This window comes from Gemmatimonadales bacterium (assembly GCA_035502185.1).
Classification (GTDB): Bacteria; Gemmatimonadota; Gemmatimonadetes; order Gemmatimonadales; family JACORV01; genus Fen-1245.
In genome coordinates this window covers 20,743-41,597 of record DATJUT010000035.1, presented here as the reverse complement: position 1 = coordinate 41,597, position 20,855 = coordinate 20,743, and the positions used below count along the sequence as shown (strand labels likewise).

At 69.6% G+C, this 20,855-nt stretch carries 17 protein-coding genes; 6 read left to right on the top strand and 11 right to left on the bottom strand.

What is annotated here, in order from left to right; translation table 11 throughout:
• Window positions 1-224: hypothetical protein (locus tag VMF70_04970; GenBank protein HTT67360.1), on the top strand; the 224-nt coding region annotated here is incomplete at its 5' end.
• A 306-nt stretch (window positions 225-530) separates the two neighbouring features.
• Here VMF70_04970 and VMF70_04965 read toward each other — a convergent pair.
• The 6 genes from VMF70_04965 to VMF70_04940 all read right to left on the bottom strand — a co-directional run bounded on the left by VMF70_04965 (window position 531) and on the right by VMF70_04940 (window position 8,831).
• Entirely contained in the window at window positions 531-2,060 is a 1,530-nt protein-coding gene (locus VMF70_04965; protein ID HTT67359.1) for a NapC/NirT family cytochrome c, read from the bottom strand.
• 146 nt (window positions 2,061-2,206) lie between these two features.
• On the bottom strand, window positions 2,207-3,049 hold the full coding sequence (locus tag VMF70_04960; GenBank protein HTT67358.1) for a PP2C family protein-serine/threonine phosphatase: 843 nt from the start codon (window positions 3,047-3,049) through the stop codon (window positions 2,207-2,209).
• Window positions 3,046-4,053, bottom strand: coding sequence for a PrsW family glutamic-type intramembrane protease (locus VMF70_04955; GenBank protein HTT67357.1), 1,008 nt, complete (start codon window positions 4,051-4,053; stop codon window positions 3,046-3,048). Before VMF70_04955 ends, VMF70_04960 begins: the two co-directional genes overlap by 4 nt.
• Window positions 4,050-7,007, bottom strand: a complete 2,958-nt coding sequence (locus VMF70_04950; GenBank protein ID HTT67356.1) for a hypothetical protein — start codon at window positions 7,005-7,007, stop codon at window positions 4,050-4,052. Before VMF70_04950 ends, VMF70_04955 begins: the two co-directional genes overlap by 4 nt.
• A gap of 73 nt (window positions 7,008-7,080) precedes the next feature.
• Complete coding sequence (locus VMF70_04945; GenBank protein ID HTT67355.1) at window positions 7,081-8,283, bottom strand: hypothetical protein; 1,203 nt, start codon at window positions 8,281-8,283, stop codon at window positions 7,081-7,083.
• 2 nt (window positions 8,284-8,285) lie between these two features.
• Complete coding sequence (locus VMF70_04940; protein HTT67354.1) at window positions 8,286-8,831, bottom strand: sigma-70 family RNA polymerase sigma factor; 546 nt, start codon at window positions 8,829-8,831, stop codon at window positions 8,286-8,288.
• Between the two features lie 254 nt (window positions 8,832-9,085).
• Here VMF70_04940 and VMF70_04935 point away from each other — a divergent pair, with 254 nt between their 5' ends.
• Window positions 9,086-9,520 carry an ATP-binding protein gene (locus VMF70_04935; GenBank protein HTT67353.1) on the top strand — a complete coding sequence of 145 codons (435 nt, stop codon included), beginning with the start codon at window positions 9,086-9,088 and terminating at the stop codon, window positions 9,518-9,520.
• Entirely contained in the window at window positions 9,517-9,849 is a 333-nt protein-coding gene (locus tag VMF70_04930; GenBank protein HTT67352.1) for an STAS domain-containing protein, read from the top strand. Before VMF70_04935 ends, VMF70_04930 begins: the two co-directional genes overlap by 4 nt.
• Before the next feature lie 3 nt (window positions 9,850-9,852).
• On the opposite strand, the gene VMF70_04925 is transcribed toward VMF70_04930, so the two are convergent.
• The gene (locus VMF70_04925) at window positions 9,853-10,701 is read right to left on the bottom strand and encodes a DUF4886 domain-containing protein (GenBank protein HTT67351.1); all 849 of its coding nucleotides are present in this window, start codon (window positions 10,699-10,701) and stop codon (window positions 9,853-9,855) included.
• A 126-nt stretch (window positions 10,702-10,827) separates the two neighbouring features.
• On the bottom strand, window positions 10,828-11,349 hold the full coding sequence (locus VMF70_04920) for a ferritin (GenBank protein HTT67350.1): 522 nt from the start codon (window positions 11,347-11,349) through the stop codon (window positions 10,828-10,830).
• Between the two features lie 625 nt (window positions 11,350-11,974).
• Between VMF70_04920 and VMF70_04915 the strand changes: the two genes are divergently transcribed.
• Together VMF70_04915 and katG are read left to right on the top strand one after the other, a co-directional pair.
• Window positions 11,975-12,496, top strand: coding sequence for a transcriptional repressor (locus VMF70_04915; protein HTT67349.1), 522 nt, complete (start codon window positions 11,975-11,977; stop codon window positions 12,494-12,496).
• Window positions 12,497-12,526: 30 nt separating this feature from the next.
• Window positions 12,527-14,707: a catalase/peroxidase HPI gene (gene katG / locus VMF70_04910; protein ID HTT67348.1), complete on the top strand. Its 2,181-nt coding sequence runs from the start codon at window positions 12,527-12,529 to the stop codon at window positions 14,705-14,707.
• Window positions 14,708-15,434: 727 nt separating this feature from the next.
• Here katG and VMF70_04905 read toward each other — a convergent pair.
• From VMF70_04905 to VMF70_04895, 3 genes are all read right to left on the bottom strand, one after another.
• A complete protein-coding gene (locus VMF70_04905; GenBank protein ID HTT67347.1) occupies window positions 15,435-15,755 on the bottom strand; it encodes a hypothetical protein in 321 nt (106 codons plus the stop codon).
• Window positions 15,756-16,155: 400 nt separating this feature from the next.
• Window positions 16,156-17,277 (bottom strand): C1 family peptidase, encoded by a 1,122-nt coding sequence (locus VMF70_04900; protein ID HTT67346.1) that lies wholly within the window; start codon window positions 17,275-17,277, stop codon window positions 16,156-16,158.
• 295 nt (window positions 17,278-17,572) lie between these two features.
• Entirely contained in the window at window positions 17,573-19,504 is a 1,932-nt protein-coding gene (locus VMF70_04895) for an ABC-F family ATP-binding cassette domain-containing protein (protein ID HTT67345.1), read from the bottom strand.
• A 465-nt stretch (window positions 19,505-19,969) separates the two neighbouring features.
• Between VMF70_04895 and VMF70_04890 the strand changes: the two genes are divergently transcribed.
• Window positions 19,970-20,845, top strand: coding sequence for an SAM-dependent methyltransferase (locus VMF70_04890; GenBank protein ID HTT67344.1), 876 nt, complete (start codon window positions 19,970-19,972; stop codon window positions 20,843-20,845).
• The last annotated feature ends 10 nt before the right edge of the window (window positions 20,846-20,855 follow it).

Below are 20,855 nucleotides of genomic sequence, written 5' to 3'. Positions count from 1 at the left end.
TCGATGACAAGCAGCGCATCCTGGCAGCGATGAAGAGTGTCTGGGGCGACCGCGTGACGACGGTCTTCCCCCGTCAGGGACACTACGCGCTCGACCCGCACAACCTCGCCGCGTATCCCGCGGCCGATCTCACGGTCGAGCAGATCGGCGACCTGGCGACCTGCGATCTCTCCACCTTGCTGGGCAGGAGCACCGCCGGGCGTCCGCGACAGGAGCACTCATGAAGAGGACACTACGGCCGCGAGCTCGCCGCCCCTGCTCACCAGTTGGAGCCATGGCTGATAGGCGACCGCCACCCTAGCCGGCGCGCCACCAGGTGGGTGCAAGCGGAGGAGCCTTGCTCGATCCCGAGCTGGGGCGGCCTCCGGTAACGCCGCAGGACCTCGGAGACGTCCCGAGGATGGCGATCGCCGGCTGCGGGCCGCCCGTCCCCGCGGCCCACGCGGCGTGGCCGGAGCTGCGGTGCCGTTGCCCGGCCACCGCCAGGTTGCACTCCCCCGTGCTCCGGGATCCGGCCGCCCGATAGCCGGCTACTCCACCACGGCGCCGTGATGGCAGTCCGAACACAGCATCGTCTGCCAGACCCCGCCGATGTCCACCGGGTGCTGGAAGTCCAGCCCGGTTGCGGCGACGGTGGCCGCCGCCTGGCCCGGGCCCTGGGCGACGATCGCGTGGCAGGTGGTGCAACCGTGACGGATCGTCCGTCCATCGGCGCTGGCGTGGTTACCGTCGTGGCAGCGGAAGCAGCCGGGGGAGTTCTGGTGCCCGATGTTGTCGGGGTAGACGCGCCAGTCCACCTTCATCCCAGGGAAGAAGTTGTGCGCATAGACGATCTGCACCGCCGTGATCGCCCGGCGGAGGCGCGCGGTCGCCGCGGCCGGCCGTCCCGGGTAGGCGGAGTCGTAGAACGCCGTCAACCCGGTGGAGATGCCGCTGAACGCGGCGGCGGTACTGGCGTACGGAGCTGTCAACGCCCGGACGGCCTGGCGCTTGATGAAGGGGATGGTGGAGTCGATGCGACCGGTGCTGATCGCGAGGTTCACCGACGTGAGCGGCGGGTTGTAGATGTGCGTCGGCCGATTGTGACAGTCGATGCAGTCCATGGTTCGCGGACGTGACGCGGCGAGCTGGGCCTGCGTGAGCGGGCTGACGGTGGACTGGTACACGGTCGCGTTCCCGCGGGCGTCGGTCACGCGCACCCACGGGATGTCCTGACGCTGGCTGTCGGTGGCGACGTACTCGATCCGGTTTGCGATGTTCATGTGCCAGTGGATGCCGCCGGCCGGACCGAAGGCGGGGTCGCCGCCGCCGATGTAGAGCAGCAAACGGATCGTCCACGGCGAGTTGGTCTCGTCGGGGAGGTAATGCGGGATCACCCGCTCGGCCGCACCGTAGAACTTGCGCGGCCAGTGGCACTGCTCGCACGTCTCCTGGGCCGGCCGCAGGTTCTTGATCGGCGCCGGAATCGGGCGGGGATACTTGTCGACGATCGTGGCGTACACCTGATAGGCGCCGGACAGCTTGGACTTCACGAACCAGCCCGCGCCGGGGCCGATGTGGCATTGGACGCAGGCGACGCGGGCGTGCGGCGACTCCTGGTAGGCGGTGTACTCGGGCCGCATGATGGTGTGGCACGTCGTGCCGCAGAACGCCACCGATTCGGTGAACTGGTAGGTCCGGTAGCTCCCCAGCGCGGTGAGGATCAGGAACAGGAACGTCGCCACGCTGACGGCGATGAATGCGCGTCGCTGGCGTGGCACGTTGAGATCCAGGCGGGGGTAGCGGGGGAGCTCGCCCGGGCGCATCCGGCGGCGCCGCCGGCGCTCCCCGAGGGCGCCCGCGGCGATCAGGAGCAGTCCCGCGACGAGGAAGGCCGGAGCGACGAGATAGGTCAGGATCCCCATATAGGGGTTCTTGAAGCTGCCGAAGTAGTCGATTGCGATCAGGCATACGGCGGCGAAGAAGCTCGAGGCCGCCAGGATGATGCCGGCGGTGCTCAGCCAGTTGCGGAGGAGGGATGGTAGCGGCGGTGGTGACGTGGGTTCGCGGTTGTCGGTCATCGTTCCCTGCTCCGCGAATGCGGCGGCAGTGACGCTCTCACGTCACGGATGGCCCATGTCTACGACGCGGCCTAACGACAGTCTGGGCCCAGTCCGGTCGCAACCGCAAGTCCCGGACGACCTCCCGACGTTTCTCCCGCGACCCGTCAGCCGCTCGTGCGCATCGCGGCGAGCAGCGTCACGTCGTCGTGGGGTTCGGCCTGCCCCGTGAACGCGGCAAGGGCTTCCAGGACTCCGCGGACGAGATGGGAGGCGGTCGTGTTGTTCGCCCGAAGGGCGTCCCGCAGACGCTCGGCGCCGAAGGCCTCGCCGCCCGGGCCCCGCGCCTCCACCAGCCCGTCGGTGAACGCGAAGAGGCTGTGGCCTCGCTCGAGCTTGGCCTGGCTCGCCTTGAACTCGACCTCCGGCAGGAGCCCCAAGGCGGGGCCCGTGGGCCTGAGCTCCCGGATGGTGCCGTCCGGCGCGATGACGAGGGCCGGCTCGTGGCCGGCATTGACGTAGTCGAGCTGCCCGTCCCGGGGATCGAGCGCCCCCAGGAAGACCGTGGCGAACATGTTGGTGCGCCCGTGCAGACGCGCGATGTAGTCGTTGGTGAAGCCCGCGACCCGGACCAGCAGGTCGGCCGCCGAGGCGGACTCCAGCGCCTGCCGAACCAGGGTGCGACGTCCGCCGATCATCTGGATGGCGCCGCCGCCAATCGGGTCGGCGGAGGCGCGGATGAGGCTGCGGAACAGGGCCATGAACAGCGCCGCGCCGACACCCTTGTCGCACACGTCGCCGACGACGGTGACGATCGTGCCCGCCGGCGGCAGCACGAACGCGTCGTAGAAGTCGCCGGAAACCTCGCGGGCGGGCTGCAGCGCGGCCTCCAGCTGCACCCCCATCGCGACCGGAAGCGCTTCGGGCAGGAAGTCGCGCTGAATGTTGCGCGCGACTTCCATCTCGCGCGCGAGTCTCTCGGCGTCGGGCACGCTGCGTGGGGTGGTCATCCGTCGATCACCGACAGCTGCCAGAGGTCCCGGGTGCTGGTGTGCAGGAACGGATGCAGGGCGCGCAGCCCCGTTCTCCCGATGTTCGTCTCCAGGTATCGCAGCTCCTCGAGCTTGTTCTTCACCGTGGGATCCGGCGCGGCCTCGAACCCGGCCTCACGCATCATCAGCACACCCTTGGCGCGGATGGCGAGCTCGGCGCGCAGGCGCAGGAGGCACATCATGTCCACGATCACCTCCGCGGAGAAGGTGTTGCGCAGGGTCTTCAGGTACGTCCCGACCGGTGTGAGCGAAACCTGCCCCGAACGAATGACCCGCAGCAGCTCCTGGTCCGTGTCGAACCCCGCTCCCACCCAGGCCTGCGTCTGACGCTCGCTCTGCTGGAACACCGCGACGCAGAGCGCGGGGAAGACCAGCACGATCAACGCCGTGGCCAGGATCGGCTGCAGCAGGAAGTGGTTGTACAGCGAATGCAGGACCACCGCCACGGCGAGTCCGGGCAGCAGGAGGTGGAGCCGGAAGGCGTCGGGGCGGTTATGGAGCGTCTTGGAGACCATCGCCACGATGGACGTGGCGCCGCCGTGCATGATCGCGGTCCCGAACCCCCGCACGACCCAGGTCCAGAGCGTCGCGTCGGGGTGCACCTGCAGGTAGTAGAGGTTCTCGAGGAACGCGAAGCCGGTGCCGATGCCGAATCCGTGGATGGCGGCGTCCACGACGAAACCCACCTTGCTCATCCGCAGCAGGTAGACGACGAAACCGGCCTTGAGCGACTCCTCGACGACCGGTGCGACGTACCTGGAGTACTGGTCCCAGTCCAGCTCGAGGGCGGGCCGCAGCCAGACGTTCACCCCGTAGCTGGCGAGGCCGGCGACCATGCCGGCGGCGACCGACAGCAGGACGGCCCGCAGCGCGACGAGCTTGTAGCTGTCGATCAGGACCAGGGCTCCCAGGAACAGAAAGACCGGGAGGATGCTGACGGCAACCGCGAGGACGGTCGTCACATGATCTTGAACGAGAACATCCAGGCGGAGCGGCGCGGGCCGCCCTGCTGCTGGGCCACGGCGAACCCGGTCGAGAACGTGGACTCGAGATGGGAGAGGGTGTTCAGCCGGACGTCGAGCTGCGCGCCGACGCTCGCCAGCGTGCTTCGGGCCGCCGCGTCGTCCACGTTGACCGAGAGCCCCGTTGCGAACAGCGACAGGTCGGCCCATTGCAGGTAGAAGCTCGGGATCCCGATGCGGCGGAACCGGAGGGGCGGCGTCACCCATTGCACCTGGGCCCGGCCGTAGTTGGCGCCGCCGATGCTGTTGATGTCCGTGCCCGGGAAGCTCTCGACGTTCCGGAACTGCTGGATGTCGCGGTAGTCCACCCAGTTGTTGCCGAACCCGCCGAAGAAGAAGTCGGCGAACGGATCGGTCCGGGCCCCGGCCAGCGCCGTTCCCGCCGAGGCCCGGAACCACAGCGACGAGTGGTCCAGCGGCAGCAGAAACCCCCTGGACGCATCCAGGCTCACGCGGGGATACAGCCTCCCGTTCACCTCGTTGCCGCTGACGCTCGCTCCCCAGGTCGTCCCCAGCTCGTCCTGGACGGCCCCGAGGGAGCGCCGCAGGGAGGTGTACGCGAGGTCGCCGGAGAACGACAGGAGCGTCTTGAAGGGCGCCGCGATGCCCTGGTACTCCGGCAAGGTCGCCAGGTCGCCGTAGCCCGCCGCCGCCAGCGTGTAGGACAGTCTCCTCGGTTCGTCATAGAGGAGGTTGCCCTGGTACTGCACCCCCAGGGAGTAGCCCTTGCGGCTCACCCTGGTGGGCCCGAAGAGGTCGTAGAAGTCGGCCGGATTGAGGGCGGCGGAGACCTGCCAGTTCCAGTAGTGGAAGTTCGCGCGCACGTGCAGGCGCTCGTCGGACGACAGGCGACGGTCCGGCGAGTATGTCGCGGTGATGTCGGCCGCCGTCGTGCCGATCCGGTCGGACACGTTCATGCGCATGCCGCCCGCCACGGCGTTGGTGCCGGCCGCGTCCTGATACGCCTCCACGACCGGATACGCGCTGTCCAGCTTGAGGTTGCGCAGCGACCGGTAGGGTCCCTGCGAGATCGTGACCGAGTCGAGGTTCACCCGCGACGCGGGCGGCACCATCCACGACTGCACGTCGGGACGCGTGTCGGCGATCTCCTTCCCGAGGAAGCGAATCGCGCTCACGCTGTCCACGGCGCGGTTCGCGATCAGCGAGGGCACGAATCCCCAGCGTGTGTACTCGAAGACGAGGATGGAATCCCGGGAGACGGGGACCGGCCTGAAGAAGCCCGTCTCCGCGTTGCTCAGAGCGTCGATGTCCTGCCTGGCGAGGTCATAGCGATAGACGTTGGCGACTCCGGAGTAGTACGAAGAGCCGTAGAGGTACCTGCCATCCGGCGAGAACACGAAGTTCAACGGCGCCGCGTCGCCGAAGTCGTACAGGGTCTGGAATGTCGTGTCCCCGGCCACGAGGGCCGGGATGTCCGTCTTCACCAGCCGCTGGCTGCCGCTGATCTCCGACATCGAGCCGACGAGGGTCGATCCGTCCGGCGAAACGTCCAGGTCGAACAGGTCCCGCCCGTACGGCAGGGTGCGGACCTGATGCCACTCGTGATAGGGCGGCGGAATGCGGACCAGGGTCGAGAACCCGTTGTCGTGCCGGACGCCCCACAGCGAGCTGTCCGCCGGGTCGAAGGCGAGATCCCCGACCCGCGCGTCCTTCATCAGGACCTCGTACCGGCCGGACGCCAGATTCACCGAGACGAGGTTCCGCCAGTTGGCGTTGTTGGTCGTGTAGAAGAGGGTGCGTGACGCCGGATCGTACGCCAGCGAGGTGACGTAGAGTCCCGCGGCCCCCATCACCTCCCGGAGGTTGGTGAGCTTGCCGGTCTCGAGGTTGATGGCGGCGATGTGGCCGACCTGGCCCGGATAGCGAAGGGCCAGGTAGAGGTTCCGGCTCGCCGAGTCGTAGTACGCCCGGGAGACGGCGCCCAGCGCCCGGTTCGAGACCGGGCGGGCCGTGGTGACCGGGTGCCGCCGGATCGCCGCGAGGTTGGCGCGCTGCCAGTCGCGCTCCCAGGCGATCCATCGCGACCACTCGTCCTCGAGCGACCGTCCGTACACCTGCCGGAACTGCGACGAGAAGTAGCGCCGGCTGCCCTCGCTGCGGTTGAACCACGCCAGCAGGCTGTCGTCGCCGTAGCGCAGCGCCAGATAGCTGACGAAGCGCGTGCCGTAGAGATAGGAGTTGGCCCCGACCAGGAAGTCGATCGTCGTCCCTTCCGATTCCAGCCCGACGACGTCGTAGATCCGGCCGCTGTCGCGGACGAGGGTGCGGAACACCATCTCGTCGTAGGGGCCGTTCACGCGTCCCACGCCCCCGTTCATCCACGTCTCGAGATAGACGGCGATCCCTTCCAGATACCACCGCGGCGAATACCACCGCGGCACGGTCAGGTAGCCGTAGAGCATGGACGGCGGTGCTGCCGGGTTGGGCGTGACCTTGCCGAAGAAAATGGATCGGAACAACCGGTCCGACGCGGTGGCCTTGTCGGTGGTCACGAGGTGGGTCATCTCGTGGTTGAGCGAGGAGATGATCCGCTCCTGCGCCGGCGCCGACTCGTAATCCGTCTCGTACGGTGCGAGCCCGACGGTGATGTGGTTCTCCGGCAGTGGACTCGCTCCCGCATTGCCATAGTGCCACAGATCGTGCATCAGCACGTCGATCCTGCCCCGAGGCGACCAGTCCCAGAGGCGGGAGTGGAACTCAAGGGAGTTCTCGAAGGCTCCGACCACCTGAGGCACCAGGTAGGACTGGAGCGGCGAGGTCCACACCAGCCGCAGGTCGCGGGTCTCGAGCGTCTGGAACTGCGCGGCGAGATCGGAGGGCGCGCATAGCCGCACGCAGGCCAGGAGGGCCAGGACGAATCGGAGTCTGTGCATTGTCAGAGGGGGAAAGAAACTACTCGGAGATCCCGGCTCCCGTTAGAGCGAGCCGGGATCCCCGTGGGTCAGCTCAGTTCTGGCTGCGGTTCGCCTCGCGCATGAACGCCTGGGACATCGCCTGGCTCTGCGCCAGAGTGCGGAACGCTTCGCTCGCCTGCAGCGTCCGGAACGCCTGGCTGGCCACGATGTCGCGGAAGGCCTGGCTGGCCATCATGTCACGGTAGGCCGAGTTGTTCTGCAGATTCCGGAACGCCTGGCTGGCCATCAGCTGCTGGTATGCCTGGCTCGCCATCACCTGCTGGTAGGCCTGGCTGGCCATCAGCTGCTGGTAGGCCTGGCTGGCCAGGACGTCGCGGAAGGCCTGGCTGGCCATCATGTCACGGTAGGCCGAGTTGTTCTGCAGATTCCGGAACGCCTGACTGGCCATCAGCTGCTGATAGGCCTGGCTGGCGATCGCGTGCTGATAGGCCTGGCTGGCCATCACCTGCTGGTACGCCGAGTTGGCCTGCAGGTCCCGGAACGCCTGGCTGGCGATCAGCTGCTGGTACGCCTGGCTGGCCATGAGCTGCTGGTAGGCCTGGCTGGCCATCACCTGCTGGTAGGCCTGGCTGGCCATCGCCTGTTGATAGGCCTGGCCGGCGACGATCTGCCGGTAGGCGTCGCTGGCCAGGAGCACCCGGTACGCCTGGTTCTGCATGGCCTGCCGGAACGCGTCGCTCCGCACCAGCTGCAGAACCTGGTCGTTCTGGAACAGTGCCTGGATCTCGGGGTTCTTGAGCGTCACGTCGGCCTCGGTCATGTTCCGGCCATGATACCGCGCCGCCGGCTCGACCCCGCCGATCGTACCGGCTTCGTGGCTGCCGGGGGGGAAGCCGGTCACGATCCCGGCGATGACGACCACGATCGCCACCGCGGCGCCACCGATGAGCATCGCCTTCTTGGTCATGATCGCCTCCTCCATGCGTTCAGTTCCGAGTCTCAGGCCCCCAACGGCCCTTCCCATGATCGTGCGCAGGGTCATCCACGCTGTCGCGGTCCCTGGTGACGCTCGAGCCGGCTGTGGCAGCGCATCGAGGATCGCCCGCTTGAGCTGCGGCGGCGGCTCGCGCGCCCCCACTTCGTCGAACAGCCCGGCGACCTGGCGCAGCTCGGCCGCCAGCGCCCTGGCTTCCGGATCCTTCTCCACCAACGACCGGAAGGCGGCACTCCCTTCCGCAGTGTTGGCACCATCCATCTCCTGATGAATCAACTCGATCTGGTCGCGGTTCAACATGGCTACCGTACCCGTTCGCGAAGCGTAAGCCGCAGCCGTTCCCGCGCGGTGAAGAGGCGCGACTTGACGGTGCGGACCGGAATCTCCAGCACGTCGGCGATCTCCTGGTAGGAGAAGGACACGAAGTGGCTGAGCACGACCACCGCCCGATCGTCAGGCTTCAGACCCATCAACGCCCTCCCGACGCGGTCCTCCACCTCTGCCGCACCATCGGCCGCGGCTCCCGGCGCCCGGATGTCCAGCTCGTCGTCCAGCGTTACCGTCGGCTTCCGGCGCTTGAGCGCGTTCAACGACTCGTTCACGGTCATGCGATAGATCCAACTGAAGAACTTGTACCTCGGGTCGTAGGTCCGGAGGTTCACGAACGCGTTGAGAAACACCGTCTGCGTGACGTCCTCGGCGTCCTGCACGTTGCCCAGCATCCGAAGCGCGACGTTGAACAGGCGCATCTGGTAGCGGTCGACGAGACCGCTCGCCGCGTCTCCGTGACCCTCCAGGTACCGCGCGACCAGGGCGCGGTCCTCTTCGTCCGCCGCAGCAGGTGTCACTCTCAATTACAACTCAGACCGCCAAAGGTTGGAGGGGTGCCTGCGATCGGCGGCGCCCTCGGCGGGCCAGCCGAATTGCCGTGGGAACGTGCACCGGGAGACGCCCCTCTGCAATGCCGGGTTCGCGGCGGCGGCGACCTCCCACCGCCCCGCGAGGGCCCCCCGCGCCGAAGGGGAGCGGGGTGACCATATTACGGCGCCGGCGGGGTCGGCCCGCGGCACGCCGGAGGACGAGAATGCGGCCAAGCCTCCGAATGACGATTGGCGCCGATCCCGGTGAGGTCGCCAGGGTCAAGACGGCGCTCGCCGAGTTCGCGGACGCGCACGCGGTGCCGGCCGGGATCCGGCGCAGCATGAGCGTCGTCCTCGACGAGCTCCTGAACAACACCATCTCGTACGGATTCGCCGGGCGGGAGGGCGGCGAGATGACCATCGCCGTAGAGCTGCGCACGGACCGGTTGTCGGTCACGCTCACCGACGACGGCGCGCCCTTCAACCCGTTGGACGTGGCTGCCCCTGACACCGCACTTTCCGTGGAGGAGCGGCAGGTCGGCGGGCTCGGCATTCACCTGGCCCGGCGGCTGATGGACGAGGTCAGCTATCAGCGGCGTGCCGGTCGGAACGTCGTCGTGCTGGCGAAGCTCCTGGCAGGTGGGCGAACGGCGGCTGACGCGGAGGACGGTCCATGAACATCACCACGCGCATCGAGCACGGCGTCACTGTCGTCGGCATCGCGGGGAATCTCGACAGCAACACCTCGCCGCAGGCACAGCAGGCGCTCGACGGGATGCTCGCGAGTGGCGGGCGGAAAATGGTCGTCGACTTCACGGCGCTCGACTACATCAGCAGCGCCGGACTTCGCGTCCTGCTCGGCACGGCCAAGCGCCTGAACGGGGCGGGGGGCGCGCTGCGCCTGTTCGGCCTGAACCAGACGGTCCAGGAGGTGTTCGACATCTCCGGGTTCTCGACGATTCTCGCCGTGTTCGCCACGGAGGCCGACGCGCTCAAGGGGTTCTAGCGCTCACGGTCCACGCGCCTCCTCGCTCGCGGCACGCCACGCGATCGCCTGCAGCGCGGCGGCCACCGGGGGTTCGAGTCCCGCCGTGTAGCCGGAGCCGACGGGAGACCGCGTCAGGAGCACGGCGTGGAAGACGCACGCGATGAGGTAGGCGCCGTCGCGACCGGGGTGCACGGGGTCGGCGTACAGGTTGATCTCGGGGTGCTCGCGCCGCGCCACGCGCCAGGCCGCGCCGGCCGGCACCACCGCAGCCCGCAGCAGCGTCGCCAGGCGCTCGTAGGTCCGGTTGATCCGACGCTGCATCCCCTCGTACGTGGCCATCTCGGGCGATACCGCGACGTTGGCCGAGTCGCCGTCCCTCCGCGCCGGCGTTTCGTATAGCAGGAGCCGGACCGACGGGCCGGCGGCGCGCGCTTCGGCGGCGAGCGTGTCGGCGTACGGCTCGATCCCGCTGCGTACCTGTTCGTCGGAGAACGCGGGCCACTCCGACTGTTCCTGCAGCACGACCGCGTCCCATCCCCCGCGGGCGAGGAGCGCGCGGACCTCAGGGTCGGCGGCGTGGTTCATGAGCCGCGCTCCTCCGGGCGCGTGCTGCTCGTAGACCAGGTTGACGCCCGCCGTGCGCGCCAGCCCCTGGATCATTGCGGGGAGATTCTGAGCGTAAGTCAGGCTGTTGCCGATGAACAGGACGCGGAGTGTGGGTGCGTTCGGGTCGGAAGGGGTCGGGGCATCGCGCCCGGCCCGCGCCGCCGGCGCGGCCGGCGGCCCTGGCGCGAACACGCCGGCCCGCAGCGCCGCAAAGCCGACGACGGCGAGGGCGAGGGTCCAGAAGAGAGCCCGGCGACGCGACACGCGAGACGCTCCCGCGCGGCATCCGAAGCCGCGCACCACCGGAGTCTAGCCGCCTGGTCCCGCCTGTCCACCTGCAACGCCCCGGAGGCGGCCGACGCCGCCCCCGGCCACGCTACGGACCGGTGCCTATGCGCCGCCTCCCGGCTGGCTCCCCTGGCTCATCGCGCGGCCGGACGCGAGCGCGTTCTCGACCAGCATCAGCCCCGACTCGCCGGTGCGGCGCACCATCTTGAGCAGGGTGTCCATGCTGCTGCACTCCTCCAGCTGCTCGCGCGCGAACCACTCCAGGAAGTCGTGCGCCACGTAGTCGCGCTCGCTCGACGCGAGATCCAGCAGCCCGTTGATCTGCTTCGTCACGGTGTACTCCCACTCCAGCGCCAGGGCCACTGCCTCTTCGGCCGACGCGAACTGGGCGCGCGGCGCCGGAACCGCCGGAATCGCCACGCGGCCGTCCGCGTCGAGGATGTAGCGCACGAACTTCAGCGCATGACCGCGCTCCTCCTCCGCCTGCTTGAAGAAGTGCTGCGTGAGGACCGGGAGACCCGCGCCGTCGAAGTGGGCCGCGATGTTCACGTATTGGAGCGACGCGCCGAACTCGTGCCCGATCTGGGTGTTCATCAGCGCGTTCATCGGCTTGGAGATGAGCATCGGCTTCTCCTCGGGATCACTGCGCCTGGACGCGCGCGCCGGGCGCGTCGCTGAACGAGTGCAACTCCTCGGCACCAGCGTGGCGACGCGCTGTCCCAGCACGGGGCTTCCGAGGGCTGCGCCATCAGGAACGCGGTCACGACGGGACCGTGGGGCCAGCGCACCTGCGCCACCGTCTCGCGAACCAGCGCGTCCCAGCCCGAGTCGGCCCCGTGCGCCACGACCAGCAACCCCGTTTGCGCTGTCGCCGGCGCGCCCCCGATGATCATGGCGGTCCCGACCGCGAGCCCGCTGCGCACGAGGAGCTTGCGGATGTGGACCGCCAGGGGCGGCGTGGACCACTCGGTTGCGCGCGGCTGGTGGGTGTGCCAATGGCGAGAATGACACTCGGGATTCATGGGCCCACGTTATCGTTGGTGCCGCGCGTCGTCAACCTCGACCGCCGGGCGCCGCGTGAGCGGCGGCGCCAGGAGCGCCGGGAAGGGTGGTGGCGGTCGCGCCAGGGCGAGCCTGCCCCACGACCCGGGAGACCCTGTCGGTTGACACAAAACATCGAATGGTATTGGTTACCAACGATGCTTCTGGACCGAGCCCCCCGGCGCAGCAGGCGCATCCGAGGAGAGCCATGGCCCCGCCCGCTCGCACGCTGCAGTTTGAAGCCGCCTGCCGCGCTCACGGCCTTCCGGTCACGGTCCAGCGTCGCCGCATCTTCGAGGTCCTCGCCGGCCGCACCGACCACCCGACGTCCGATCAGGTGTACGCGGCGGTGAAGGACACGCTGCCCGGCGTCTCCCGCACCACGGTGTACCGGGTGCTCGAGACCCTGGTGCGGGTGGGCGTGCTGGCCAAGGCGTGCAGCCCGAGCGCCGCGAGCCGGGTGGACCCGCGGACGTCCCGGCATCACCACCTCGTGTGTCAGCGCTGCGACCGCCTCATCGATGTGGACGATGAGGCCGTCGAGCACCGGATACGGCCGCCGGACGTGCGCCGACGGGGGTTCGCCATCCGGGGGTACTCGATCTATTTCTCCGGCCTGTGTGCCGCGTGCCAGAGGAAGGCGACGGCTGCCCGGATCTCACGGCGCTCGGCGGCGCCACAAGCGCGGACCGGCCCCCGCCCGAGACGCAGAGCCAAGCGAACCGAGTAATTGAGCGCCAACGACGAAACGAGAGAGCCCATGTCAAACGAAGCCAAGTGCCCGATCGATCACGCCGCCGCCGGCGGCACGACGAACCGAGACTGGTGGCCGCATCAGCTGAACCTGAGAATCCTGCACCAGCACTCGTCCAGGTCCAATCCGCTGGGGAGCGACTTCAACTACCGCAAGGAGTTCAAGAAGCTCGACTTCGCGGCGCTGAAGAAGGACCTCCGCGCGGCGATGACCGACTCGCAGGACTGGTGGCCGGCCGACTTCGGTCACTACGGGCCGTTGTTCATCCGGATGGCGTGGCACAGCGCCGGCACGTACCGCGTCGGCGACGGCCGCGGCGGCGCCGGCAGGGGTCAGCAGCGCTTCGCGCCGCTCAACAGCTGGCCGGACAACGTCAGCCTCGACAAGGCGCGCCGGCTGCTCTGGCCGATCAAGCAGAGGTACGGCGAGAGGATCTCCTGGGCCGACCTGATGATCCTGGCGGGCAACGTCGCCCTGGAATCCATGGGCTTCAAGACGTTCGGCTTCGGCGGCGGGCGCGAGGACGTCTGGGAGCCGGACGAGGACGTCTACTGGGGTGCCGAGGAGAAGTGGCTGGCCGACCAGCGCTACTCCGGCGACCGCGACCTCGAGAATCCTCTCGCCGCGGTGCAGATGGGCCTGATCTACGTCAACCCGGAGGGCCCGAACGGCAAGCCGGATCCGATCGCCGCGGCCAGGGACATCCGCGAGACCTTCGCCCGCATGGCGATGAACGACGAGGAGACGGTGGCGCTCATCGCGGGCGGCCACACCTTCGGCAAGACGCACGGCGCCGCCCCTGCGACCAACGTGGGGCCCGAGCCGGAAGCGGCCCCGCTCGAGGAGCAGGGCCTGGGCTGGAAGAGCAGGTTCGGCACGGGCAAGGGCGGGGATGCGATCACCAGCGGCCTGGAAGTCACCTGGACCACCACGCCGACGAAGTGGAGCAACAACTTCCTCTGGAACCTGTTCAGCTTCGAATGGGAGCTGACGAAGAGCCCGGCCGGCGCCCAGCAGTGGACGCCGAAGGGTGGCGCGGGTGCCGGCACGGTTCCACATGCCCACGACGCGTCGAAGCGTATCGCGCCGTCCATGCTGACCACGGACCTGTCGCTGCGGTTCGACCCCGCCTACGAGAAGATCGCGCGGCGGTTCATGGAGCACCCGGATCAGTTCGCGGACGCGTTCGCCCGGGCCTGGTTCAAGCTGACGCACCGCGACATGGGCCCGCGCGCGCGCTATCTCGGCCCGGAGGTTCCGGTCGAACCGCTCATCTGGCAGGACCCCATTCCCGCGGTGAATCACCCGCTGATCAATGCGCGGGACGTCGCCGCGCTGAAGGGTAGGATCCTGGCGTCCGGCCTGTCGGTCTCGGAGCTGGTGTCGACCGCGTGGGCGTCGGCGTCCACGTTCCGTGGCTCCGACAAGCGCGGCGGCGCCAACGGCGCCCGCATTCGCCTGGCGCCGCAGAAGGACTGGGAAGTCAACCAGCCGGCCCAGCTCGCCAAGGTGCTCAAGAAGCTGGAAGGCATCCAGAAGGCGTTCAACGGCGCGCAGAAGGGCAAGAAGAGGGTCTCGTTGGCCGACCTGATCGTGCTGGGCGGGTGCGCCGGCGTCGAGCAAGCGGCGAAGAAGGGGGGGCACCGCGTGACGGTTCCCTTCACGCCGGGACGGATGGACGCCTCGCCCGAGCAGACCGACGCGGCGTCCTTCGCCGTGCTCGAGCCCAGCGCGGACGGCTTCCGCAACTATCTCAAGGGCAGGTTCACCGTGTCGGCGGAAGCGCTGCTGGTGGACAGGGCGCAATTGCTGACCCTGACCGCGCCCGAAATGACGGTGCTGGTGGGCGGCATGCGCGTCCTCAAGACCAACGTCGGAGGGAACCAGCACGGCGTCTTCACCAAGCGGCCGGGGACGCTGACCAACGACTTCTTCACGAGCCTCCTCGACATGGGCACGGAGTGGAAGCCCGTCTCGAAGGATGCGGACGTGTTCGAAGGCCGTGATCGCAAGACGGGCGCGCTCAAGTGGACCGGCACGCGTGTCGATCTGATCTTCGGTTCAAACGCTCAACTCCGCGCCCTGGCTGAAGTCCATGGAAGCGCGGACGCCCAGGGGAGGTTCGTCGACGCCTTCGTGGCGGCCTGGAACAAGGTGATGAACCTGGATCGCTTCGACCGACCGTGATCGGAGAGGAAGGACCGTGCGGCAGCACCGGCCTGCGAGCCGCGGACCCCTGAGCCCCGTTCGGGTGCGCGGCCGCACGGCGCATCCGAGCGGAATCCCCGAGAACCGGATAGATTGCGGGGTCTCACCAGGCCGGGCACGTCCCACACCTTCCTCTCAGCCCGGCTTACTAAGGCGACATGGGTACGTGCCAGACGCAGCAGCACCGCCTCGTTCATGGCGGGCGCTCGATCCATTTCGTCTCGTATGAGGGGCATCCCGCCGACCCGAAGCCGGGCGCGGCACCCACCGGCCCGCGGGGTGCAAGCCGTGCGAGTGCCGACGTCGCTGCTCGCCGAGCCGTGAGGGCGCCGTGGCACTGAGGCGTCGTGCCCCAACGGTGAGATGCAAGCACTGCGAAGTGACGTTTCCCGTTCCGGAGCGCCTCGAGGTAGGAGACGGGCGGCGGGTGCAGGTGCAGTGCCCGCGGAAGCAATGCGGCGAGTGGAGCTGGTACGAGTGGCACGAGCTCGGGTTGGGCAGGAGAGAGACGGGGCGCCAATAACTCGCATGACGACTCCGAGGAACGGCGGGTGCGACCCGGGTTAGTATCGAACGAGCGGGAATCCGCGACGGCAGGAGTGCTCAAAGTGGCGATCACGCCGGCATGACGGCGCGCACGGGTCAACGGGGAGGGTCCGAGGACGCTGCGTCCCACGCAGAGGGCGCCGGCGACCCCCACTCCGCGTCACGACGAACTCGTGGGGTCGCCGGTCCCCCGGCTGCGACGGGCTCGCCGCGGCAGCAGCGCACGGCGACACATGCTCATCAGGATCTCGTCGCCTCTCTCCTGGCGGAATTCCCCGATCTCCGCGGCGATCTGGCAGACCCCGACGGCGCGCTCCACGCGTTCGCCCTGTTCACCCAGGCCGCCAAGGGCCGTGGCGACTTGAGCACGTGTGAACGTTGCCTCAAGCTCGCGGACCGGCTCTTTGCCCAGGCGGACGCCGGGCTTGCCGCCGCCTTCCGAGCCTCGTACCTCGAGCACCTCGACTTCGAAGGCTCGCACGGGCCGGCCGCCTGGCGACTGGTACCACCTCGACTGCAGGTCGTCTGGAATCAGATCGCGGCCGAGAACCGGCGTCTGATGGCCCTGCCGCAGGGCCGCGGCCGAGGGAACCCGCGTACGGAGGAGCGCAGGAAGCGCCCGCCGCGGCGAGGCCGCCGCCGCTGATCGAGTGCCGCCGTCCGGCGCCCGCCGCGGGCGCGGGCGCGCGTCCTTGACGCCTCCTTCACGGGGGGCGTTTTGCGCGGGAGCACGGCCGATCCCGGTGTCTCTGAAACGAGGAGGGGAACCGTGACCGTTCCAAGAGCACTGACTCGTCCGGCGTGCATTGCCGGCGCCGGGTGCGGCGCTCACCTCCGCCGCACCCGGCGCGCCTCCGTCCCTGCCAGGCCGAGGCTGTCCGTCAGATCTTGAGCCGGCTCCGGATGTCCTGCGGCAGCGCGGCCTTGTTCAGCGTGAGCATGTCGAACTTGGCGCGGATGTAGTTCTCCGACATGTAGATGTAGCCGTGGTACGGCCCCTCGTCGCCCCACGAATTCTTGACCTTGTAGTAGACCGCGCCGCTCGAGTCGTGCGCGATGCCGACGACGTGCATGCCGTGGTCGTCGGTCGTGGTCCACCGGTCCCAGCCGGCCTGCCGCGCCTCGGGCGTGATCGTCTCCCCCTCGTGCCAGGTCGCGTAGCCGGCCTTCTGGTCGAAGGAGCGCTCGCTGACGTCGGCCCCGATCGCCACCGTGTAGCCGCTCTCGATCGCATGCCTCAGGACGCGCATCGCGTCGTCGAGCGGGAGGTTCCAGGTCCTGTCGTCATGCGCCCAGTTGTCCGGCGTCTCGAGCGCGCCCTGCTGCCACAGGGCCATGTTCGTCAACGACGTGATCGACACATAGGCGGAAGGGTCGATCCCGAGCTGAGCGGCGAACTGCCTGGGCGTCTCGGCGCGTCCGTCCACGCGGATGGTGTCGGGCAGCGGCCCCAGGTACGCATCCAGCAGCGCGTCGAAGCCCCGCTCCCACTTGGGCGAGGGCCCGGGCCTCGAGTGGAGCACCGCGTCCAGATCGGCCTGGAGCACGCTCTGCAGCTCGGCGTGATTGTGGCGGGTTTCGTACGGCCACAGCCCGGAGAAGTCGCTGTGGCGGACGATGCCGTACCTCGCGATGGCGTTGAGCACGTCGTGGCCCAGCCCACCCTCCCCGAACGTGTTGTTGCCGTGCATGCGGTAGTAGGCGTCGGCCTTCTCGCGGTACACGTGGTCCACGATGAACATCTCCGACAGGTCGTACTCCCCCTTGCCCATGCGCAGCAACTCGGACTCCAGCATGCTGAGGGTGGAGAAGTCCCAGCACGTCCCCGTGCCGGCCTGGTCCTTCACGGGCGTGGCGGGCAGCACCGTCACGTCGGTGAAGGTCTTCGGCGGGTGCTGCTCCTGCGCCGGCTGCTGGGCGCCGAGGGTGGCGGAGAAGGCGATGGTCAGGGTGAGAAGGAGAGGGAAGAGCACGCGGGAACGGCGGACGGTCGGTCGCATCATCGTCTTTTCACCTCCCCCGGGTCGGGTGTCCCGGGGATTCTGGCGGTGGCGGGCGGCGCCAGGGGCGCGCCGCACTCGTGGGCTCGCAGGGCATTGCCCCGCGCGGACGGCCGGGGCAGCCCGGTCGGTACTGCCCCAACCTCAAGAACCGGGCCACTGCCATCGGATCCGCGCGGGCTCACACCGCCGATAGTCGAGGACGGCCGCTACTCGGGTCGTGGGCCAATTGCCGGCGTCCCACTCGGAAAGGTCGGACCCGCGCCGCGCCGCGGGCTGACGCGTGTCGCTTCCAGCTCTACGCTTCGCCGCTCAGCGCCCCCCAGGCCGCGAACGCCGTCTCGAGGGCGCGCTGCGCCGCCTCCAGCTCCTTGCCCAGCGCCGCCGCACGCCGCACGCCGTCGCCGGTGAGGTAGAGCTCGGGGTCCGCCAGCGCCGCCTGGAGCCGCTGCACCTCGGCCTCGGCCCGCGTCACCTCAGCCTCGGCCTCCTCGAGGGCGCGGCGCGCCGCGCGCTGGGCCGACGCCTCGCGCCTGCGCGTGTCCTGCCCGCGGCGCATCTGGCGCTGCTCCTTCACCCGCCGGCCGGCTTCCTCCTCCTCAGCCGCGACGCGCGCGGCGTGCGCGCGCTCGGCGCTGGCCGCCTCCCACTCCGCGAACGTGCCGGGGTAGTCGGTGATGCGCCCGCCGTGCAGCACCCAGACGCGGGTCGCCAGCGCCCGAAGCAGCGCACGGTCGTGGCTCACCAGGATCACGGTGCCGTCGAATTCCCCGATCGCCTCCTCGAGCGCCTCGATGGACTCCACGTCCAGGTGATTGGTCGGTTCGTCGAAGGCCAGCAGGTTGGCGCCCTCGAGCTCCATCAGCGCCAGCGCCATCCGCGCCCGCTCGCCCCCCGACAGCGTCCCGCACCGCCGCAGCACCGAGTCGCCCGAGAACCCGTAGCGCCCGAGGTGGCCCTGCACCTGGCCGCGCGTCCAGCGCGTGCGCTGGTCCGCGATCGCCTCGTAAAGCGTCTTTTCCTCGGGCACCTGCGCGAGGTCCTGACGGTAGTGCGCGAGGGAGACCGAATCGGGGATGCGCAGCGTGCCCGCTTCGGGCGCGCGCTCCCCCGTGAAGACCTTGAGGAGCGTGGACTTTCCGGCGCCGTTGGCCCCGACCAGCCCCACGGCCTCGCCGCGCCGCACGGTCGCGCCGAAGCCGTCGAGCAGCACCCGCGGGCCGAATGCGATGCGCACACCCGCTGCCACGAGCACCTGGTCGCCGCCACGCTCCCTCGCCTCGAGCCGGACGACCATCACGTCGTCCTCGCCCGGCGGCGGGCCGAGCCGCGGCAGCCGCGCCAGCCGCTTCTGCCGCCCCACCGCCTGGCGGCTGTTCTGCCCGGCGATGTTGCGGCGAATGTAGTCCTCCTCCTTCGCGAGCTTCGACGCCTGCTGCTGGTACGCGCGCTGCGCCGCGAGCCGGCGCTCGGCGCGCTGGGTGACGAAGGCCGAGTACCCCGCGGCATAGGCGGTCGCAGTTCGCCCTTCGACGTGCAGGACGTGATCGGCGAACGCCTCGAGGAGCGCCCGGTCGTGCGTGACGAGGAGCACGGTCGCATCGAGGCCGCGCAGATATCCCTCGAGCCACAGCGTGGTCTCGAGGTCGAGGTGGTTGGTGGGCTCGTCGAGGAGCAGCAGGTCGGCCGGGGCCGCGAGCTGACAGGCCAGGGCCACGCGCCCGCGCTCGCCGCCGCTCAGGGTCGCCAGCGGGCGGGCGCGCGAGGCGTCCGGGTCGAAGCCGAGGCCGTGCAGGACGGCGTCCACCCGTGCCGCGGCCTCGTAGCCACCCTCGCGCTCGAACCGGTGCAGGTCGCGGTCGTAGCGCTCCAACATCGCCGGCGTGACCGCATCCCCCGCCACGGCCATGGCCGCGGCCTGCTCGGCGAGCGAGTGCTCGAGCGCGAACAGGTCGGCGAAGGCGCCCGCCGCCGCCTCCCACACCGTCACCGCGTCGCCGAAATCGCGGTACTGGTCCATCACCGTGATGCGCAGCCCGGCCGAGCGCGCCACAGTGCCGCTCGAAGGCGTCAGGTCGCCGCGGATCAGGTTGAAGAGCGTCGTCTTGCCGGAGCCGTTGCGTCCGAGGATGCCCCATCGCTCGCCGCGCTCGACGAGAAAGGTCACGTCCCGCAGCAGCTCCCGGTCGCCGAAGCGCACCGCCACGCCGGCCAGCGAGACCAACGTCATCGCGCGGCGGCTCCGCTCGCGAAGCGGACCGGCGGTGGCGAAGCGCGCGAGTGGCGCGGGACGCTGGATTTCACGCCGGAGAATCTAGCGGGAGTTGCTCACGGCGCGCGGATGCGGTCCGCCAGTTGCGGGATCCCCACGAGCATCTCACGTCTCGCCGACCGCGGTGGCTCGCCGGAGGGTTGCGTCCGGCCGCGGGAGCAGACGAGCTTCCTCGCTCCGAGGTTGCCGGGAAGCTGACGGAGACTGGCGCGTGACAGGTGCGCTCGACGGGAATCACCGGCGGAGGTCCCATGCCGCAGCGCCAACAGACGCTGGAGGCCTTGCCGACGAGGGTCGGCGAGCTCGAGGAGCGCGTGGGTTTCGGAGCGTCTGCTCGCGAAGGCCCGGGCGAGCGAGCGACTGGGCCCCGGGTCTCAGCAGGCTGATCGCGCAACGGCAGACCGCGGAGGCGGAAGTGCCCGGGTGGGCTCCCGCGCGTGGCCCGTGGAATTAGGACAGCCGAGCCGCACCGCACTGGGCGCCGCCCGACACCGCGCCGCCCATCAGGTCCTGGAACGCGGGTTCATCTTCGCCGATCCCCTGGCCGTGCGCATTCTGGGCGTGGACGCCGAGGCGGTCGTCGGCCGGGCGGAAGACGACCCGTCCACGAGAGGGCTGCGCCTGTTCATCGCCGTGAGAACCCGGTTTGCCGAGGACGCGCTGGCCGCTGCCGTCGTACAGGGTGTCCGCCAGCTGGTGGTGCTCGGGGCAGGTCTCGACACCTACGCGTACCGCACCGACCTGGCACGGACGCGCCTGCGCGTCTTCGAGGTCGATCATCCGGCAACCCAGGCCTGGAAGCGACGACGGCTCGCCGATGCGGCCATCGAGGTGCCCGGCGCGCTCACCTTCGCTCCGATCGATTTCGAGCGGCAGACGCTGGCGGACGGCCTGGCTGGCGCCGGCTTCGACCCGGCGCAACAGACCTTCTTCACCTGGCTGGGCGTCGTGCCGTATCTGACGGAGCAGGCCGTCTTCTCGACCCTGGGCTTCATCGCCGGCGTGTCCGGGGGCGCTCACGTCGTGTTCGACTACGGCAATCCCCCGTCCTCGAGCGGCGGCCACGAGGGGTACGCCGCCGCGCATCGGGCGCTCGCCTCGCGCGTCGCCTCCGTGGGCGAGGCCCTCAGGAGTCACTTCGAGACGGATGCTCTCCACGCCAGGCTGATGGCCCTGGGGTATCGCGACATCGAGGATCTCGGAGCGGCTGCCATCAGGGATCGCTATTTCGCGGGCCGGGGAGGCTCCGCGCCCGATCGCGGCGGCCACGTCCTGCGGGCAACGACCGTCCATTGGTGACCGGCGCTCA

Bases quoted from the DNA above. Each gene is read 5' to 3' on its own strand.
- VMF70_04965 (HTT67359.1), bottom strand. From the start codon at position 2,060: ATGACCGACAACCGCGAACCCACGTCACCACCGCCGCTACCATCCCTC.
- VMF70_04960 (HTT67358.1), bottom strand. From the start codon at position 3,049: ATGACCACCCCACGCAGCGTGCCCGACGCCGAGAGACTCGCGCGCGAG.
- VMF70_04950 (HTT67356.1), bottom strand. From the start codon at position 7,007: ATGCACAGACTCCGATTCGTCCTGGCCCTCCTGGCCTGCGTGCGGCTA.
- VMF70_04945 (HTT67355.1), bottom strand. From the start codon at position 8,283: ATGTTGAACCGCGACCAGATCGAGTTGATTCATCAGGAGATGGATGGT.
- VMF70_04935 (HTT67353.1), top strand. From the start codon at position 9,086: ATGACGATTGGCGCCGATCCCGGTGAGGTCGCCAGGGTCAAGACGGCG.
- VMF70_04930 (HTT67352.1), top strand. From the start codon at position 9,517: ATGAACATCACCACGCGCATCGAGCACGGCGTCACTGTCGTCGGCATC.
- VMF70_04920 (HTT67350.1), bottom strand. From the start codon at position 11,349: ATGCTCATCTCCAAGCCGATGAACGCGCTGATGAACACCCAGATCGGG.
- VMF70_04915 (HTT67349.1), top strand. From the start codon at position 11,975: ATGGCCCCGCCCGCTCGCACGCTGCAGTTTGAAGCCGCCTGCCGCGCT.
- katG (HTT67348.1), top strand. From the start codon at position 12,527: ATGTCAAACGAAGCCAAGTGCCCGATCGATCACGCCGCCGCCGGCGGC.
- VMF70_04900 (HTT67346.1), bottom strand. From the start codon at position 17,277: ATGATGCGACCGACCGTCCGCCGTTCCCGCGTGCTCTTCCCTCTCCTT.
- VMF70_04895 (HTT67345.1), bottom strand. From the start codon at position 19,504: ATGACGTTGGTCTCGCTGGCCGGCGTGGCGGTGCGCTTCGGCGACCGG.